18 protein-coding genes and 1 pseudogene are annotated in these 16,618 nt (G+C 67.2%); 10 read left to right on the forward strand and 9 right to left on the reverse strand.

The genetic code is table 11. The features are described 5' to 3' along the window. The first annotated feature begins 580 nt into the window (after window positions 1-580). From N4G66_RS36690 to N4G66_RS36700, 3 genes are all read left to right on the forward strand, one after another. Window positions 581-1,933: a C40 family peptidase gene (locus N4G66_RS36690; protein WP_261708637.1), complete on the forward strand. Its 1,353-nt coding sequence runs from the start codon at window positions 581-583 to the stop codon at window positions 1,931-1,933. Between the two features lie 286 nt (window positions 1,934-2,219). After that, a protein-coding gene (locus N4G66_RS36695; RefSeq protein ID WP_261708656.1) for an IS5 family transposase occupies window positions 2,220-3,019 on the forward strand; the annotation gives its coding sequence in 2 pieces (ribosomal slippage) (window positions 2,220-2,555 and window positions 2,558-3,019; 798 coding nt in all). A gap of 645 nt (window positions 3,020-3,664) precedes the next feature. Then, window positions 3,665-3,883 (forward strand): hypothetical protein, encoded by a 219-nt coding sequence (locus N4G66_RS36700; RefSeq protein WP_261708638.1) that lies wholly within the window; start codon window positions 3,665-3,667, stop codon window positions 3,881-3,883. Between the two features lie 419 nt (window positions 3,884-4,302). On the opposite strand, the gene N4G66_RS36705 is transcribed toward N4G66_RS36700, so the two are convergent. From N4G66_RS36705 to N4G66_RS36735, 7 genes are all read right to left on the reverse strand, one after another. Continuing rightward, a complete protein-coding gene (locus N4G66_RS36705) occupies window positions 4,303-4,980 on the reverse strand; it encodes a class I SAM-dependent methyltransferase (RefSeq protein WP_261708639.1) in 678 nt (225 codons plus the stop codon). Between the two features lie 16 nt (window positions 4,981-4,996). Beyond that, window positions 4,997-5,800 carry an aminoglycoside phosphotransferase gene (locus N4G66_RS36710; RefSeq protein WP_261708640.1) on the reverse strand — a complete coding sequence of 268 codons (804 nt, stop codon included), beginning with the start codon at window positions 5,798-5,800 and terminating at the stop codon, window positions 4,997-4,999. Between the two features lie 60 nt (window positions 5,801-5,860). Next, entirely contained in the window at window positions 5,861-6,004 is a 144-nt protein-coding gene (locus N4G66_RS36715) for a hypothetical protein (RefSeq protein WP_261708641.1), read from the reverse strand. A gap of 2 nt (window positions 6,005-6,006) precedes the next feature. After that, a complete protein-coding gene (locus N4G66_RS36720) occupies window positions 6,007-7,116 on the reverse strand; it encodes a radical SAM protein (RefSeq protein ID WP_261708642.1) in 1,110 nt (369 codons plus the stop codon). A gap of 96 nt (window positions 7,117-7,212) precedes the next feature. Beyond that, window positions 7,213-7,881: a hypothetical protein gene (locus N4G66_RS36725; protein ID WP_261708643.1), complete on the reverse strand. Its 669-nt coding sequence runs from the start codon at window positions 7,879-7,881 to the stop codon at window positions 7,213-7,215. 59 nt (window positions 7,882-7,940) lie between these two features. After that, window positions 7,941-8,342, reverse strand: a complete 402-nt coding sequence (locus tag N4G66_RS36730) for a DUF6415 family natural product biosynthesis protein (protein ID WP_261708644.1) — start codon at window positions 8,340-8,342, stop codon at window positions 7,941-7,943. A gap of 23 nt (window positions 8,343-8,365) precedes the next feature. Further along, complete coding sequence (locus tag N4G66_RS36735) at window positions 8,366-8,788, reverse strand: ATP-binding protein (RefSeq protein WP_261708645.1); 423 nt, start codon at window positions 8,786-8,788, stop codon at window positions 8,366-8,368. Between the two features lie 232 nt (window positions 8,789-9,020). Here N4G66_RS36735 and N4G66_RS36740 point away from each other — a divergent pair, with 232 nt between their 5' ends. The 3 genes from N4G66_RS36740 (at window position 9,021) to N4G66_RS36745 (ending at window position 12,401) form a co-directional block, all read left to right on the forward strand. After that, a complete protein-coding gene (locus N4G66_RS36740) occupies window positions 9,021-10,370 on the forward strand; it encodes a hypothetical protein (protein ID WP_261708646.1) in 1,350 nt (449 codons plus the stop codon). Between the two features lie 833 nt (window positions 10,371-11,203). Then, the gene (locus N4G66_RS46055) at window positions 11,204-11,872 is read left to right on the forward strand and encodes a transposase (protein ID WP_391858948.1); all 669 of its coding nucleotides are present in this window, start codon (window positions 11,204-11,206) and stop codon (window positions 11,870-11,872) included. A gap of 196 nt (window positions 11,873-12,068) precedes the next feature. Continuing rightward, the gene (locus tag N4G66_RS36745) at window positions 12,069-12,401 is read left to right on the forward strand and encodes an NUDIX domain-containing protein (protein WP_261708647.1); all 333 of its coding nucleotides are present in this window, start codon (window positions 12,069-12,071) and stop codon (window positions 12,399-12,401) included. A 233-nt stretch (window positions 12,402-12,634) separates the two neighbouring features. On the opposite strand, the gene N4G66_RS36750 is transcribed toward N4G66_RS36745, so the two are convergent. Next, on the reverse strand, window positions 12,635-13,786 hold the full coding sequence (locus N4G66_RS36750) for a PIN domain-containing protein (protein ID WP_261708648.1): 1,152 nt from the start codon (window positions 13,784-13,786) through the stop codon (window positions 12,635-12,637). A 350-nt stretch (window positions 13,787-14,136) separates the two neighbouring features. Here N4G66_RS36750 and N4G66_RS36755 point away from each other — a divergent pair, with 350 nt between their 5' ends. From N4G66_RS36755 to N4G66_RS36765, 3 genes and pseudogenes are all read left to right on the forward strand, one after another. Beyond that, a complete protein-coding gene (locus tag N4G66_RS36755; RefSeq protein ID WP_261708649.1) occupies window positions 14,137-14,571 on the forward strand; it encodes an NUDIX domain-containing protein in 435 nt (144 codons plus the stop codon). A gap of 87 nt (window positions 14,572-14,658) precedes the next feature. Beyond that, window positions 14,659-14,856: pseudogene (locus N4G66_RS36760) on the forward strand (IS5/IS1182 family transposase); the annotation flags it as partial. A gap of 62 nt (window positions 14,857-14,918) precedes the next feature. Then, window positions 14,919-15,518 carry an SMI1/KNR4 family protein gene (locus N4G66_RS36765; protein WP_261708650.1) on the forward strand — a complete coding sequence of 200 codons (600 nt, stop codon included), beginning with the start codon at window positions 14,919-14,921 and terminating at the stop codon, window positions 15,516-15,518. A gap of 65 nt (window positions 15,519-15,583) precedes the next feature. Here the strand turns inward: N4G66_RS36765 and N4G66_RS36770 are convergent, their stop codons facing one another. Then, window positions 15,584-16,501, reverse strand: a complete 918-nt coding sequence (locus N4G66_RS36770) for a hypothetical protein (protein WP_261708651.1) — start codon at window positions 16,499-16,501, stop codon at window positions 15,584-15,586. A gap of 23 nt (window positions 16,502-16,524) precedes the next feature. Here N4G66_RS36770 and N4G66_RS36775 point away from each other — a divergent pair. Further along, window positions 16,525-16,618: DUF6087 family protein (locus N4G66_RS36775; RefSeq protein WP_261708657.1), on the forward strand; the 94-nt coding region annotated here is incomplete at its 3' end.

The following is a 16,618-nucleotide window of genomic DNA, read 5'->3' on the forward strand; positions in this document are numbered from 1 at the left end:
TCGACCACTACCGTCGCCTGCTCACTGAACCTGCCCGCCCTCCCGGCCCACACCCCGCCGACCAGCTCAGGAAGACCGGCCGGGGCGGCGAGCCGAGGCCCACCACGGAGGTTCACGGGCGCACCGCCCGCAGGCACGCCGGTCGGCGTCGACATCCCCACCTGCCGGGCCGGCGGCAAGGGCGGCTGACTGCCACTCACCTTCGCGACGCCGGTCACGCGCTGGAACGTCCCCGCACCACATCGCATCGCACGGCATCGCCTCGTAGCGAAGCTGATCCCGGCCCCGGCCACCAAGCCTCCTCCTCAGGCGCAAGGCCCACCACCGGCCTCCGACATGCCGTCGGATGGGACGTACCCCAACTGAAGCCCTGAGAGCGGGAGTCGCGAGCCGAACCCCGGCCCGACGTCACTCTGCGAAGGCAGGCGCCCGCGTCGCCGCCCTCTCCGACTCCCACGAACTGCGCCGCCAGATCGTTGCGCCCGTGCGACAGCGATCCCGCTCGCCCTCTTCACGGTTCAGCTCCTGGTTCTCCGGACCCGGAGAACCTCTGCGCTACAAACCTCATCAGGAGTATGTCATGAACATGATCAAGCGTCTCACCCTGTCCGTCGCAGTCGTCGGCGCGGTCACCGCCATGACGCTGGGGCAGGCCGTCGCCGACACCCCGGCGCCGTCCGCCGACGCGTCCAGTACGGCGAACTCGGGCTTACTGACCCACTTCACCCCGACCGTGCCCAACCCGACGACCGCCTCAGCGGCGCAGTTGGCCGCCGCACCCAGGCCGGTCGGCGCCTTCGCCACTTTGACCGCGGATTCCTCGGCAGGGGGCAGCATCAGCAGGGCGGACGTCATTGCCCGGGCCCAGTCGTGGGTCGACGCAGGCGTGCCGTACAGCATGACCAGCTACCGCACCGACGCCAACGGCAAGTACCGCACCGACTGCTCCGGCTTCGTCTCCATGGCCTGGCACCTGGACTCCTCCAGCGGGAACAACTGGGGCGAGACCACCGGCACTCTGCTGAACTACACCTCCTCCATAGCCAAGGAGTCCCTCAAGCCGGGTGACGTCCTCCTCAACCCCGACTCGGGCGCCAGCGGCCATGTGGTCATCTTCAACGGATGGACCAGCTCCGATCACTCCACGTACGACGCGCTGGAGGAGTCCGGCAGCAGCGGCGCCGTCCACCACAGCATCCCCTACCCCTACTACAGCGGTCACGGCACCTTCAGCCCCCGCCGCTACGACAACATCCAGGACACCGACAATCGCGCGGACGTCACGGGTGACGGCAAGGCCGATCTGATGGTGTTGAGTACCGACGGGACGATCGGGCTCCGTCCGGGTTCGGGGACGAGCTTCGGTGCCAGCACCACGGTCAGCGCGGGCTGGCAGAACTTCCTGGGCGGCGCCGGTCAGGGCCGCCTGTACTACGCCGACATCAACGGCGACGGCAACAAGGATCTCCTGGTCCAGGGCACCGACGGCACCATCGGCGTCCACTTCAACAACGGCTCCGGCACCAGTTTCGGCGCCAACCAGCCGCTCTCCTCGGGCTGGCAGAACTACCTCGGTCAGCCCGGCCAGGGTCGCCTGACTTTCCCTGACGTCAACGGTGATGGCAAGGCCGACCTGGTCATCCAGGGCACTGACGGAACCATCGCTACCCACCTCGGCTCCGGCACCAGTTTCGGCGCCAACCAGCCGCTCTCCTCGGGCTGGCAGAACTACCTCAGCCAGCCCGGCCAGGGTCGCCTGACTTTCCCCGATGTCAACGGTGATGGCAAGGCCGACCTGGTCATCCAGGGCACCGACGGAACCATCGCCACCCACCTCGGCTCCGGCACCAGTTTCGGCGCCAACCAGCCGCTCTCCTCGGGCTGGCAGAACTACCTCAGCCAGCCCGGCCAGGGCACCCTCTCCTTCGAGTAGCGCGGCGGAGTAGCTACCCGGACGGCTGCGGCGGTGCCCCGATCACCCTGGGTGATCGGGGCACCGCCGCGTTCTGGGGCTCATGCCCTCACGCCCAGGTTCCGGTTCGGTCACCGCGGCGGTCAGGCGTGCGTGTAACCGGGCGTCATGGGGGCGGGGCACGTGGGTGGGTTGGACGAACTCGGAGCTGTCCGGATCGGTGCGCTGTCCGGGAGTCCCCGCATCGGCGGGGAAGACCTTAAGAAGTCATCTCATTTGGAGTGTTCGGTAGGCTTCCGGTGTGGGGATCGTTGAGCGGCTGGTGCCGGATGAGTTGTGGGAGTTGTTCCAGCGAGTGGTGCCGGAGGCACCGAGTCGGCCTCAGGGAGGCGGCCGGCGTCGGCACGGTGACCGGGAGGTGCTGGCCGCGATCGTGTTCGTGGCCACATCGGGCTGCACGTGGCAGCAGCTGCCATCCGCCTCGTTCGGGCCTTCGGGACCCACGGCTCACCGGCGTTTCGCCGAGTGGTCGAAGGCCCGGGTGTGGGCGAAGCTCCATCGCCTGGTCCTCGACGAACTTGGTTCCCGCGGGGAGCTGGACTGGTCTCGCTGCGCGATCGACTCGGTGAACATGCGGGCCCTGAAAAAGGGGACCTGACAGGTCCGAATCCTGTGGATCGCGGCAAGTACGGGTCGAAGATCCACTTGATCACCGAGCGTACCGGTCTGCCCCTGTCGATCGGCATCTCGGGAGCGAACATGCACGACAGCCAGGGCCTGGAGCCGCTCGTGCGAGGTATCCCGCCGATCCGCTCGCGACGCGGTCCGCGCCGCCGCAAGCCCGGCAAACTCCACGGCGACAAGGGCTACGACTACCGCCACCTGCGGCAATGGCTCCGCAGTCGGGGCATCACGCACCGCCTGGCCCGGCGAGGCATTGAGTCCTCCACCCGCCTGGGCCGTCACCGCTGGGTCGTGGAGCGGTCCGTGGCCTGGCTCGCCGGCTGCCGCAGACTGCACCGCCGCTACGAGCGCAAAGCCGAACACTTCCTCGCCTTCGCCGCCATCGCCTGCACTCTCATCTGCTACCGCCGACTCACCAAATGAGATGACTTCGTAGTCGAGGAGCGCGCGGAGCGTTTCAGCATCCAATTCCTCTCCCGCCCCATCCTGAGTTGGCTCGGGGTCGCTGAGGGATGCCGCGTTGTGTGCACCGACTGGTTGGTTCAAGGCGGAATCTTCCCCCCGAGGTCGACGCCGTGCATAGCGCGCATGCAGGGTGAAGGAGTGTTGGAGTCCAGCGTCAGTCGGATAGAAGTCAGCACTCTTGCGGAACAAGCCAGGAAATCCGTTCAACGCTCGGGCGACAACATCCTCAGCTAAGCCAAGATCCTTTGAGAGACCGTTGGGAGAGCGGCTCCGCCATCTTGTGAGAGCCATGTAGGTGATGAGCGCAATCAGCGTGTCAAGTTGCGCCTCATAGCGTGCCCTGTCATCCACGGAGGCAGTGTTGCACCGTGTAGCTGGCCTTGGAAGGTGACCTTTGGCAGCTCCAGGATCCACCCCTGCCGGTACGGCCATCCAGCACCCCCAGCGCACTCGGCCGCGCGACTCGGTTCGCTGAGACAGAAGCCCGAACGACTCGGTTCGTTGAGAAAACGACTCGATTGAGTGAGACGGGACAGCCTTCCTGGTGTCCGCGTCCTCCCCGCCGAAGCGGGGGTGTTCCGTACACGGAAACGGTGGGCGGGTATGCGCCTGCGTCCTCCCCGCCGACGCGGGGGTGTTCCTGGCGGACCGGCTTCGCTCGGTGTCGGCCCGGCTGCGTTCACCGCCAGACCGGACATCGCCGTGCCCTACGGGAACCCCGACCTGGCCACGTTCCTCGCCTCGCAGATGGTCCGCCGGCTCTCGAGCTTCCGCGTCCTCGATCTCGGCGAACTGCTCGAGGAACTCCGCACGGCCTCATAGACCCCTGCCCGGTGGCCCGGAAGACCGTCCGTGCCCAGGCCATCGGGCAGGCCGCACGCCCAGCGCAGGCAGTTGCCGGCCGATCCCCTACGACCCGGCTCTCCCTTCCCGCGCTGGTGCTCACCCCCTTCGCCGCTCTTCCCCCGGGCGGCGAAGGGGGCCCCACACCCCTGTATCGGATCGTCCACACCCCGGAGGAACCATGACCAGCCGCAGGACTCCACCGTTCACCCGCCGCCGACACGACCGAGGACACCGGCAAGGACGGCGGGGCCCCAGCAGCAGCCTCGATGTCAAATGGACGCAGTGACCGGGCGTTACACCTGGGCGGAATGTGGGTGTGGAGGAATGACAGAGCCCCGCTCGTCCGCCTCGGGGAGCGGACGAGCGGGGCCGTCTGTTTTCGAGCGTAAGCCTGGCTATCCAGGAGTGCAGGCGCGCACGAGGAGCGTGCCGAGCTCGGCGGGGTCTGGGTTGGGGAGGACTTCCGCGCGGACGTCGGTGAAGCCGTGGCGCTTGAGGATGTCGGCCCACTGGGCGGCGCTGTACTGCCATCGGTACACCGTCAGCTCCTTCTCTCGCCCTTCCAGCCACGTGCCGCCCATCTGCTGCGCGCCGTACTGGCTGCTGATGGGCTCGCGGTGGGAGAAGGCGAAGACGCCGCCGGGCTCAAGGCGTTTGGCGACGCAAGGGAAGAGGTGTTCGGGGTCGGTGAACCAGACGGCGCCCCACGTCGAGTAGACGGCATCCCAGGTGCGCGGGTCGTCGTCGAGGAATGCGCAGGCCTCGGCGTGGATGAACTCCAGTGCGGGGAGGCCGTCCCAGAATGCGCGGGCGCGGTCGACCTGTACGGGCGAGAAGTCGACCCCGGTCACCTGGACGCCGGAGCGGGTGAGGAATGCGGCGTTCTCGCCTTCGGCCGGCCCCAGGTCGAGCGCGGTTTTCGGGGTGCCCAGGATCTCCGCGCCGGGCCCCTCGTCCTTGACGCCGGTCCAGTCGAAGTGTTCTGCCGCGGGGCGCGGCGGGGGCCCGTCTCCCCGGTACGGCTTGTACTTGTCCCAGTACTCGGCTGCGGTCAGTGGGGCGGCGCTGGACATGTGGCTCCTCCGGGAGTCAGGGCCTGGCGTTGCGGTGTTCGTCCCAGGTCCGTGCTGCGGCCTGCATCGGCTTCGCCCAGTCGTCCGGGTTCGCGTCGGCGATGGCGTCCCAGATGCGGCGCTGGACGCGGGCGAGGGCGTCGAGTCCAGCAGGCGGGGCGGTTTCCCATGCTGGATGCGTGGCGGCCTCGGTCTCGGCCTGGACTGCGGTGTGGCCGTGGGCAATGAGCCACAGAAGCCAGAGCGCGGGGTCGATCCATGCTGCGCCAGTCGATGCCCATCCCCAGTCGACGAACCGGGCTCCGGCTTTTGTCATGAGGACGTTGTGGGGGTTCCATTCGGTGTGCAGGAGGCTGTTTCCGGCGAACCATGACAGGTCGGAGGGGTCGTCGACGTAGCCCCTGAACCGGTGCTCCATGGCCTTCAGCTCCACAGCGGGCGCCGGAACTCGGGCGAGCTGTGCCATGGCGGCCGAGACCGCGGGCAGGTCGCAGGAGCCGGGCGTGAAGTCGGCGTGGCCGCCCTCGGCGTACTGGAAACCGAGGAGGCTCCATCCGTCGGCCTCCAGGTGCCAGCGCAGTCCGGGGGCGATGCCCTGCACGTAGGGGCTGATGTCGGCTTCACGCTTCTGCGTCCAGACTCGGGGGTGATCGAGCGGCAGGCCTTTGACGAACAGGGTGTCGGTGCTCGTCTGCACTCGTGCGGCGAGAGCGCTGTTGAGGCCTGCGTGCACGGTCCCAACATCGACGATCGGGCCGCTGGCCTTCTCGATGAGGCGCAGCGCTGCGTCCGGCAGTTCGGTCAGACGCGGGGTAGGCATGGAATCTCCAAAGTGCTGGTGTTGGGGCCGCACGTGACGCGCGCGGCCCCAACTGGGGGGCTACTTGTACGGGTTGTCGTCGTTGCAGCCGGAGGCGGTGCTGGTGGTCAGCGTGTCGATGTCGTCGACCAGGACGATCGCGTCCGGGTTCTCAGCGACGCCGGGTGAGGGCGGGGGCGTTATCTCGATCATGACAGCGGTCATGGCTACCTCATTTCGTGTTGGCAGTACTGAACGAGTGGTGCCTTCGCGGCCTGGAAGACCCGTGCCATCGGTCGGCACACGCGGCAGGTGGCGGAGAGTTTGCAGCCGCTGCATCCTCCGGTGCGAAGCATGAGGGACTCAGCGATCTCGCCGAGTCGGGTGAGACCTGGCACGCCTTCGGCGATCAGGTCGATGTTCGGTTCGCGTCCGACCTTGCAGATCGAGGCCCGTCCGAACGGGTCGGCGTGGAAGAAAGTGACGCCGGCCGGGCAGCCGGTGAACGGTTCCCGGTTGGTGAGGTACTCGGGAGACTGGGACGGCAGCGGTTCCGCGGTGCCGTGGATGGTGGGGGAGATGTTGGCGTACTCGCGGAACGGCACGCCGAGCTCTCTGGCCCACCCCCTCATGGCGTCGACCTCGTGTGCGTTGTCCCGCACGATGATCAGGCTGAGATCGATGTTCAGCCCGGCGTCGCGGGCCTTGTGTACCCCTTCGCGGAACCGGGTGAATCCGCCGCGCCTACGGGTCACCACGTCGTACGTCTCGGCCGTCGCGCCGTACAGGCTCAGGGTCAGCTTTGTCGGCGGGTAGGTGCTGAGGAGGTTCAGGATGCGGTTCTTGCGCAGCCGAGACCCGTTCGACAGGACTTCAAGCTGCATGCCCAGCTCATTAGCGAGTTCATACGATTCGGGAAAGTCCGGATCGATGAGTGGCTCACCACCGGTGATCTGAAGCCAGATCACGCCAGCGTCGCGCATCACGGTCAGGAGCTTGCGCTTGCCCGCCATGTCGAGGCCCTCGAACCGTTTCTCACCCAGGTAGCACATCTTGCAGTCGTAGTCACAGCCGAGATTGATCTCCCACGTCGCCCGGCTGAACTCGTACGGTCCTGCCTCGCGCACGAGAAGAACCTCGTCGAGGGTCCGGCCGGATAAGTCCTCCTGCCACTGGGCGCGTACGGCGTCGACGAGCCACTGGGGCACGGTACTGGGAGCTGCGGACAGGGTGCGCAGCTCTTCGAATTTGGCGTGAGGGAGCTGCACGGCCTTGGTGCTGCCTCTTCGCAGAACGAGGCGGCGCCCTCCGAACGGTGTGGCAACGATCTCGTGCATCTTGTCTTCCCTTCTCTGGGAGCGTTCAGGACCCCGGCGCGGGGCTGTGGGGAACCGTCGGGGTCGGTACCCGGGGAGACCCCGCGCCGGGGTCGTTCATGCGGCCGTCCCGAGCTCCTTGAGTAGCTCGTCGACGTCGAGGACGCGGAAGCTCCGGATTCGGCGGACCATCTGCGAGGCGAGGAACGTCGCCAGGGTGGGGTCCCCGTACGGGAGGGCGAAGTCTGGCCAGGCGACGACTTGCAGCCCTCCGCGGAAGAGACGGCCGTAGACGACCCCGCCCACGCCGTACATGGGGGCGCTCTGGGCGAGGAGCACCATCGGGCGTTTCTCCATGTGCGGGCACAGAGCGGCGACGGTGCGGACGTGCTTGGCGCACACCGGAGGCTGGTTCGTCAGGATCTTTGTCTGGGTGGGGTCCTCATCTCGCGGACCTGCCAGGAAGATCAGCCCGATCCTTGTCCGGGCGGGCTGCGTGCACACCTGACACCGCAGGTTCTGCATGGTGAGCAACTGCCGGTGCGGGTGCATGAACTTCCACTGCGGTTCCCCGGTCGGCATCCCGTCGTTGCCCAGCGAGTTCCATCCGACCCGCGCGTACAGCACACCGCGCGCATCACGGTCCTTGGGATCTTCATCGGCGTAGTACAGCCGACACCGGCCCGGTCCGCTGTCCCTGATGATCAGGTTGTCTGGCGCGGCCTCTTCCCCTTTCCGCTGGGTGACGTAGGGGACGACGGCCGGGTCGGCTGCGGTGGAAGGCATGGAGGGGTTCGACTCTCGTGACGGGGCGGGCGGGCTGTACGGGAGCGCGGGAGCCAGCATCAAGCCGCCTCCCGGATGCACTTGAGCGCGCCGAGGCGCTCGTGAAGCAGGTCGACGGACCACGCCATCCGGCGTAGGTGCCCGACGGCCTGGTGGTGGTCGCCGGGCATGTCCTGGGCGCGCAGCCAGCGGGCGTGCTCGATCAGCCGCTCCGTCTCGGTGTCCTTCTGGCCGGCCTCGGCCGCGACCGCGATGGCGACGAGCTGCATGAGATGGCCGCGCAGGCGCAGCGCGTGGTCTTCAAGGGCCTCCTCGGGAGGGACGACGTCGTCGAGGACTGCGCCGACGTCGTCGAGGAGTCCCACGCCGTCGAACGGCTGCCACCGGCGCACCGCCGACAGAACTGACCGGAGTTCATCGCCGTCCAGGGGCAGCGCCCACGGCGGGACGGGCCTGGCCAAACTGGAAAGTGTGCCCGGGGCGGTCATGAGGGGTGCCCCGCGGCAGTGGGGAGGCTGCACCAGGTCGTGGCGCCCGCGTCGCTGGTGCCCCACACACCGCCGCGAGCAGCGGTGATGTGCTCGACGAGGAAAAGCCCTCGGCCGGTCTCGGCGTCACGATCAGCGATGCAGAGCTCGGGGACGCTCTGAATCTCGTCGTGGACGGAGACGGTCAGGACGCCGTCCACGACGGCAAGAGTGAAGGTGACTTGCGTGCTGCCGCTGTGCACGATCGCATTGGTCACCAACTCCGAGACGATCAGCGTCACGTCGTCGACGAGCGGCTCCAGGCCGCAGAACTTGAGGCGCGCGGCCGCCAGCACGCGGGCCCGCCGCACCTGGCGGGCGTCCCGCTCCGCGACGTCCTCACCGGTCCGGCGCGGCGAGACCTCAAAGCACACGCTCATCAAGTCGTCGGTCTGGACAGGGCGTCGGTGCTCCTGGCGCTCTGCGCGGGGGGCATCTCCCAGCTTGGAGACGCCTTCTGTCACGGGTGGTGCGCTGGTCACCTCTGCTCCAAGGGCTGAGAACGATCGCTTCTTGTAAGAGGTAACCGCGTGGTGACGCTCTGCGGGTACCGTTGGTGACTGGTGGGACCGTGAACACCGTGAACGCCATGAGCTGTCGGGAGTTGAGTACATGGCCACGAGAAAACGCACGCCCAACCCTGCCCTGGACAGGCTGCTTGAGCAGGCACGATGGACGCGCACGCAGCTCGCTCAGCAAGTCAATCGGCTCGGCCTCCAGGCTGGATTGGATCTGACGTACGACCGGACGGCCGTCGCGCACTGGATCGCCGGTACACCGCCGAAGCCCGAGGTCAGGCCGCTGATCCTTGAGGCGCTGTCCGCACGCTTAGGCAGGCCCGTCACGCACGCGGAGGCTGGACTAGAACCCGCTCTGTCCGTCGGTGGCTCTCCCTCAGTCGACACTGTGGAGCAGTTGATCGACCTCGGAAGGGCAGACATGGATCCATCCCGGCGGCGCCTGCTGGCCGCGACCCTGTTCGCCGCAGCGCTCTCGGTGCCGGTGTTCCAGCAGGGTGCACGGGCGGCCGACGAGCCGATATCGCCGGGCAAGGCCACGACCCGCATCGGAGCGTCGCAGGTCGCCTCCGTGCGGTCCATGACGGAGCGCATCGCGGACATCCTCGACGAGTTCGGGGCCGGGCACGCGCGCCCCATGGCCGCCGCTTTCCTGGTCAACACGGTCGGTCCGTGGCTTCGGGCCCAGGCGTCCGAGGCGGTGAAGCGGGACATGCTCGCGGCCGCGTCGGATCTGACGTACCTGACGGGCTGGATGGCCATGTACGAGAAGGCCCACGGCCTCGGGCAGACGTACTACGTGAACGCGCTCAAGCTCGCCAACGAGGCCGAGGACCACGTCACCTACTGCCGGACCCTGCGCGGCATGTCGCTGCAGGCGTCGAGCCTGGGTCACGGCCGGATGTCCCTGGAGCTCGCGGACTCCGCGGCCGAGGCGGCACCGTCCGCCGGCCCCCGACTCGTGGCGTTCCTGCGCGGCCAGCAGGCGCACGCGGCCTCCATGGTGGGCGATCGGCGCCAGGCCCACACCCGCCTCCGTGAAGCCGAGAGCGCCCTGTCGAAGGCGGACAACCGGCGGGACGCGATTGGCGGGTACGACCAGACGGCCTACCTCTTCCACGTCTCGCATGTGCTCATGGAAGAGGGCGACATCGAGGGCAGCATCACAGCGATGCGGCAGTCCATCCGGGTGCAACCTGCCGAGGAGCGGCAGGGCCGCGTCCACGCCTACGCGGTGCTCGCGCAGCGTCAACTCCGCGTCGGGTACGTGGATGCTTCGTGCGCGTCATGGGGGCGGTTCCTGGACGAGTACGAGCACGTCTCTTCCGCGCGCGGTGACGACCACTTTGCCACCATGCGCAAGGAGCTCGCCCCGTATGCCACATCCCGTTCCGTCAAGGAACTGGGCAGCCGCGCACGGGAAGTTGCTGCGGCCAAGGGCTGAAACATGGGCGCCTCCGGGGGAGCTGTCGGCAAACCCCGGAGGCACCACTCACGATAGGGCCATCCAGCCGCGCGCGGGCGGGACAGGAAGGATTGCCCCTCAACTTCCCTCGGAGTCCTCGGCGGTTGACTGCGCACAGGCTTCCGCGACAGCAGCGTGCGCGGGGCCGCCGTACAGCGGGACGGCGCTGAGCGGGTCCCGGCGCCGTGGCGTCGGTCGTAGACCGTGTCAGCGGTGTGGGAGCCGCCAGCCCACGGGCCCGCCTTGTTGCGCTCGCCGAGCAGGACGCCCTGCTCGGCCATATCGGTGTTCGCCTTGGCCTGCCAGGAGTGGGAGCGCACCTTTCCTGCCGTCGATGTAGGGCACGCCCGCGCGGTCGGTGAGCGTCTTGAGCCGGTCGTTCAGGGATCCCGGGCGCATCCGTGTGCCCGGCTTGCGGTCTGCCGGGTAGGTCACGAGACGGCCGCTGGCGGGCAGGGCCCGGAAGAGCGGATCGTCGGGGCCCGTCCGCCCCCAACTCGTACAGGGCCGCGAGCCAGGCGCGCGCCCGGCGTACCAGTTTTCCTGGTCAGGGTCCTATAGGACCCTGAGGCATCCGGACTGCTGTTGTCTCCGTCGCCTGGGAAAAGAACCAGTCCATGTGCCCTCCTGCTTGCCGAGCTCACAGGATCGAGGACATGGGCAGCCTCGGCAACTGGGATGATCTTGGTGTGGCTGGTGTGATTACGGTGTCGGAGCCGTCCTACGTAGGCCGTTTCTGCTGGCCTTGGTGGGCTGGGTGAATCTCGCGGTTGGCCGGGCAGGACGCTTGTATGGCGCGGCGACACGAGCTCATGGACGTGCAGTGGCGCAAGACCGAACCCTTCCTGCCCGGCAACGGCAGGTCGCAGTGGGCGGATCACCGCAGGGCATTCAATGGGGTGTTGTTCCGGGCCCGGACAGGGGTGCCCTGGCCTGTCAGCGGTCACGCTTTTCCCCACGATCTACATGATCAGCGTCACGTAATTTTCCACCCGCACGGTCACGCTTCCCCATGGGGATGGCGGTTGCGTGTGGATGCCCAACGGCAGGGGAAGGCCCAACCCCGCCTCTCCCTGCCGTTCACAGGAACAGCGGGTCGACCGGCGGCCATGGGTAGCCCAGTTGCTCGGCATCATGCGAACCTCCCCAGACCTCGGCGGTGGCACGGGGATCGCCTGCGGTCAGGCGCGCTTCAAGGCGCTCGGCTTGGACCGATGGGGCGTCCGCGGAGATCGGGAGGGTCATCCCGAACTGGAAGCCAGGGCAGATCTGCATCGGCCCGGTTACGGGGATGCCTCAGGACGACGTGGATTCGATCGGGTTCCTTGCGGGAGGCCCAGACGCCTTCCAACTCGCAGTCCCACCTGACGAGCCAGTCCCCGCGTCCCCTCAGCCCCGCCTCAAGTAGCCGCGCAACCGCTCCTGCCGGCCACTCCCAACTGCGGTCCTCTCCGGCTCGCAGGACCTCGGCCTCGTACTGACCTGTGGTGAACCGAATTGCTGATGCGATCACGGACCGACGGCTACCGTCGTTGCTCTCACAGGCCCTCCCACCCCCTCGGGAATCATGAGTAGCGAACCGGCACAGCCCGTCATCGACACCCACGTGATCGTCCGCGACGGCGACAAGATCCTTTTTCCCAGCGAGGCGGCCCGTACGGGCACGGGCGATGGCACATGCCGTCAGGAAAACTCGACCACGGTGAGGAACTCAGCTACGGCGCGGCGCGTGAGCTGTCCGAGGAGACCGGCCTCGAGGTTGACCCCGCGCATCTGCGGCTCGTCCAGGTCGTGCACCACCAGCAGAGCAAGGAGATCAGCCGCATCGGCTTCTTCTTCGAGGCCACCCAGTGGACCGGCATTCCCGTCAACCGGGAGCCGACGAAGTGCATGGCTCTCGAATGGTTCACCGTGCACGACCTGCCGGAAGACATCATCGAGTACCCCGAGGCCGGATTGCGCGGCTACCTCGATGACGCGGGAACGCTGGTAGAGCACAACTGGAAGTAGGCCCCATGCTCAAGATCGGTCTTGCACAGCCATGTACGGGACGCCTCCATCGGGCCGCTGTCGATGTCGTACGTCGGGGTGAGGGACAGCTCAATGGTGTCGTCTGACTCCCGGCACGTCGTCCGTGAAGCTGCCGGCCGCGCGCCGCGGCCAGACCCAGGGGACGGGTCAGCCGCGGGGCGCAGCATCAGCAGAGGGGAGGCGGCGGAGGGGCCCGTCGCTGACGAGACGTCCTATCCCTCGTCCCGCATTGCCTGAAGGAGACGTTTTACGTCGTGCTCCGCGTCGGCTTGAGACACCAACGGGATGCGTCTTTCCTGCCATCTCTGCAATGACAAGAGGGCGTCGTCGGAGAGCTGGAGGTTCCTGCTCCGCTGGATCCTGCGCCAGTCGTCGTCGGTGAGGAAGGACTGAATGGTGGCGAGGAGGGCGGCTGCTGTCACCGTCGGCGCCTTGGACACGTTGAGCGCGGTGAAGTCTTCGGTGCTGAGGACTCGCGGCGCGTCGTGGCGGAGGACGGTGATGCGCGGGTCGTCTGGATCCGGCCTGAAGATCACGGTCGTAGTCCAGGAACACCCGGCAGGCACGGCGGTCAACTCTGGGGCGCGAAGGAAAGCGGTACCACCGATGTCCCAGCGGACGACCGCTGTGAACCACTCGTGATCCCCGATGCGATAGCCCTGGACCTTGTCCACGGAACGCAGGCTTGCCTTTGCTGTAAGCCACAGCTCAGCCGTGCCGGTCGCCGTACGGTCCTCGCTGATCCCGCCGACTTGAACGATGCAATCGAACGGTTCGCCCCTGAGTAGCTTCTTCGCCGTCTTTTTGATGGCCTTGAGAACGTTCGGCGAGCTGAGGATCTCGACTGCCATCGTCTCGTCCGTTTCGGCGGTTTTGGTGAAGCGGGCAATGACTTCGTCCATGCTGGTCAGGTGGACGAATCTGTCGCCGAGCCCAGCGACGTCCTTGTCCATGGGGAACGAGTAGGTCGAGCCGTCCCCGAAGTCGCGGGTGTTCGAGCTGACGAAATAGACCGTCTCGGTCGGGTGCGTCCGCGCGTATTCGACTGCGGATAGCCAGATCGCGGCGTCCCGGGCGCCCACCTTCAGCGACTTCCCACCCTCGGTCGCTTTGCACGGCAGGAGCGCGTTCGCCTCCCGGAACAGGGCTTCCCGCATGGCGGTCTCACTCGTCGGCAACTCGTCGGCGACTGATGCGTATCGTGTTCGCCAGTGCTCACGTACCCGGTCCAGGTCGCAAGGTCCGAGCGGTATGCATTCGTTCCAAGGCGTCTCTGCCGCCAGAGCATTCAGTGCGTGCGCTGCGGCCTCGTGCTTCTGCCGGTACTTCACAGCCTTCTGCGCGGCAAGTTCCTCAACGACCATCTATGGCGCGGTCACGTTTTCGACGCCGACTGTGCGGATAGTGCGGAGCAGGTCCGCGCTGCTGTCCTCCAGCGAGAGCCCCCGCAGGATGCACGTATCAAGAATGATCAAGGTCTGAATCCTTGGTGATCCGAAATGGGATCACAGGATGTCAGCTGCTGGCCGCCTGCCGCACTAGACTTAGCGCTTGCCGGGTTTCCACCCGGGGACGGTGGCTGGTCATCATGTGCGCCGACCATGGCGATGCCTACGGAGACGACGGCTTCCACGGCCGTGGAATCGCCCACCCTGTCGTGTGGAATGTTCCTTTCGCCGCATGGATGCACAACTGACCGCTACGCTCGGTCCGTATGAGCGATGGATCAATGCGTGACGCCTCCGTGGTCGTGGCACGCGATGCAAACGGCCTTGTTGCACTGCTGAGCGCCGACTTTCCCGCCCACAAAGGCGAGTACCTGTTCCTGCCCGGCGGACGCCGTGAAGACGGGGAGACCGCTCTGGACTGCGCCCGCCGCGAGCTGCGCGAGGAAGCCGGAGTGAGTGCCGGGCAGTGGCGGCTGCTGGGCTCACACGCCATCACGCTGAGCTCTCCGGCGCGCGTCCACCTCTACGAGGCCCGAGACCTGACACTCGGTGCCCAGGAGCTCACCGAGACGGAGCAGGACTTCAAGCTGATGTGGTGGCCGATGGCCGATGCCCTTCAGGCCGTGCACGACGGGCGATTCCTCCTCCCCGCCGGGCCGCTGGCCCTGCTCCTCACAGATCACCGCCCCGCGAACAGCTGACAGACGATCCCGCATGCCGAGTGACGCGCCGGAATGTGGCTCGGCACCTGGATCCGAGCCCGGCCACCCAGTACGCGCGGGCGGCCTGCGCGCGTCCTCGACCGGATGGGAACCAATTCGGCGTCGCTCACCGGAGCTCAGCACCGTTGGATTGTGGAGCGCACCGTGGCATGGCTGTCCGGGTGTTGCCGCCTGCACCGTTGCTACGAGCGCAAGGCCGAACACTTCCTGGCATTCGTTGGGATCGCCGCCGGCCTGATCTGCTATCGCAGACTGGCAACCTGATCGTTGAGATCTCCGAGCTGGGATGATCCCGCTGCAGAGATGACACACCAGCGAGGAGCGCCATGAGCGACTACCTTTCCGCAGCTTTGGCGATGCTCGGGCCGGCCCAAAACCGCTACGCCGACCCCGCCGCCTGGGACCGCCTCCATCTAGACCTCGGAATCCGGCTGCCGGCCGACTATCAGGCCCTCGTGGACGCATACGCTCCCATCCAGCTCAACGGCCACCTGTACCTGAGTCACCCCGCGACCGAACGCTGGAATCTGGGCGAATGGATACGCGACACGGCCCGTGCCTGGTCCGCGATGTCCTGGGACGACCTTGACCCCGACGAGGACCCTCGCCTGCTGCTCGGGCTCCCGGAGTTGAGCTTCGGTACGCGCAACGGACTGTGGCCGATCGCCTGCACCGACCGAGGCGAGACACTGTTCTTCGTAGCTGCAGACGACGCAGCCCCTTGGATTCTGATCGAAGACGGCGAAGGTGCCTGGGCTCGATACGACATGAGTTTCGCCGAATGGCTCTACCGCTATCTCATCGGCGAAGACATGGCCGGCCCCAACACCTCAGCCTTCTACCCCGGCCCGGTACAGCTGTGCCGACTTCCGATGACCGCCGACGAACGGCCAGAGCCCTGGAGCGGGCCGGACCGCGGCATGTAACCCTGCCTGCCACGACAGTCACAACCACCCACCACGGTCCCCAGAGACCCAAACGAGACGACCTCTTATACGCGGCAGCTGTCGATGTGGGTGACGTCGCGGAAGTCGGTGACGATGGGGCTGGCCATGGATTCGCGGTAGACGACGGCTGCGCGGCCGTAGGGCCAGGTGGGGTTGTTGTGGAAGTCCGCCTGGGCTTCGGAACAGCTGCCGAACATCAGGCTGCGGATGGTGTCGGTCCAGGAGGGGTCGTCGTGGTAGTCCTGCCCTTCGGGGTAGGACCCGGGGCCGAAGGTGATGAACATGGTCTGCGCCCGGGGGTTGAAGGTCACGGTGATCGAGCCGTCCAGGTACTGCTGCCCTTGGAGGATGGGGGCTGCGTCGTCGATCAGGTGTTGAGCAGCCTTCTGTTCGGCTGCTGTGGCTGGTACCCGAGCGTTGGCCCATTCATCGACGGTGGGCTGTGTGGTGTCGCTGCGGGTATAGGCGGGGGAGGGGGCAACGGCACGCTGCAGGGTTTGCGATGAGGCTCGCGCCAGCGGTGTGGATGTGGCGGGGCTTTTGGGCTGAGTGGCGGATTTTTTGGCCGCGGCGTCCACGGTGGCAGTCGAGGTGGTTCGGCTGCTCTGTGCTGTGGGGCCTGCCTTGTGGCTGTCGTTGGATGACTGCGAGGCGGCGAAGGCTCCGCCGATGCTGCCGAGGACTGCGGCGGCTGTGGCGACGGCCACGTAGAGCTGGACCCGGTTGCGGTGCCGTGTCGGGGCGGGCCAGGAGGCTTCGTCCTGGGATGCCGGATCCCAGTGCAGGCTGCTGATGAGGTCGGGAATCAGCGTGGGCTGCCGGCCGTCGTCGAGCGGGGTGACCGCGGTTGCCTGGGCAGCGAGCAATTCGGCCCCCTGTGAGGCGAGTTGCGCAGCCGAGGGACGGTCGGCCTGCTCCGTGCCATCCCCGTTGTTCCCGGCAATGCCCCCAAGGGCGCGCACGTGAATCCTGACGCGCCACGCGCATCGAACGGTGGAATGGATACTCCTGGGAGCCCTACGGGCTCGCAGCGAGTTTGGACGAGGCGAAGCGCCTCCTCACCCGGAGGCTGCTGGAGA

The organism is Streptomyces rhizosphaerihabitans, from assembly GCF_025399795.1.
GTDB lineage: Bacteria > Actinomycetota > Actinomycetes > Streptomycetales > Streptomycetaceae > Streptomyces > Streptomyces rhizosphaerihabitans.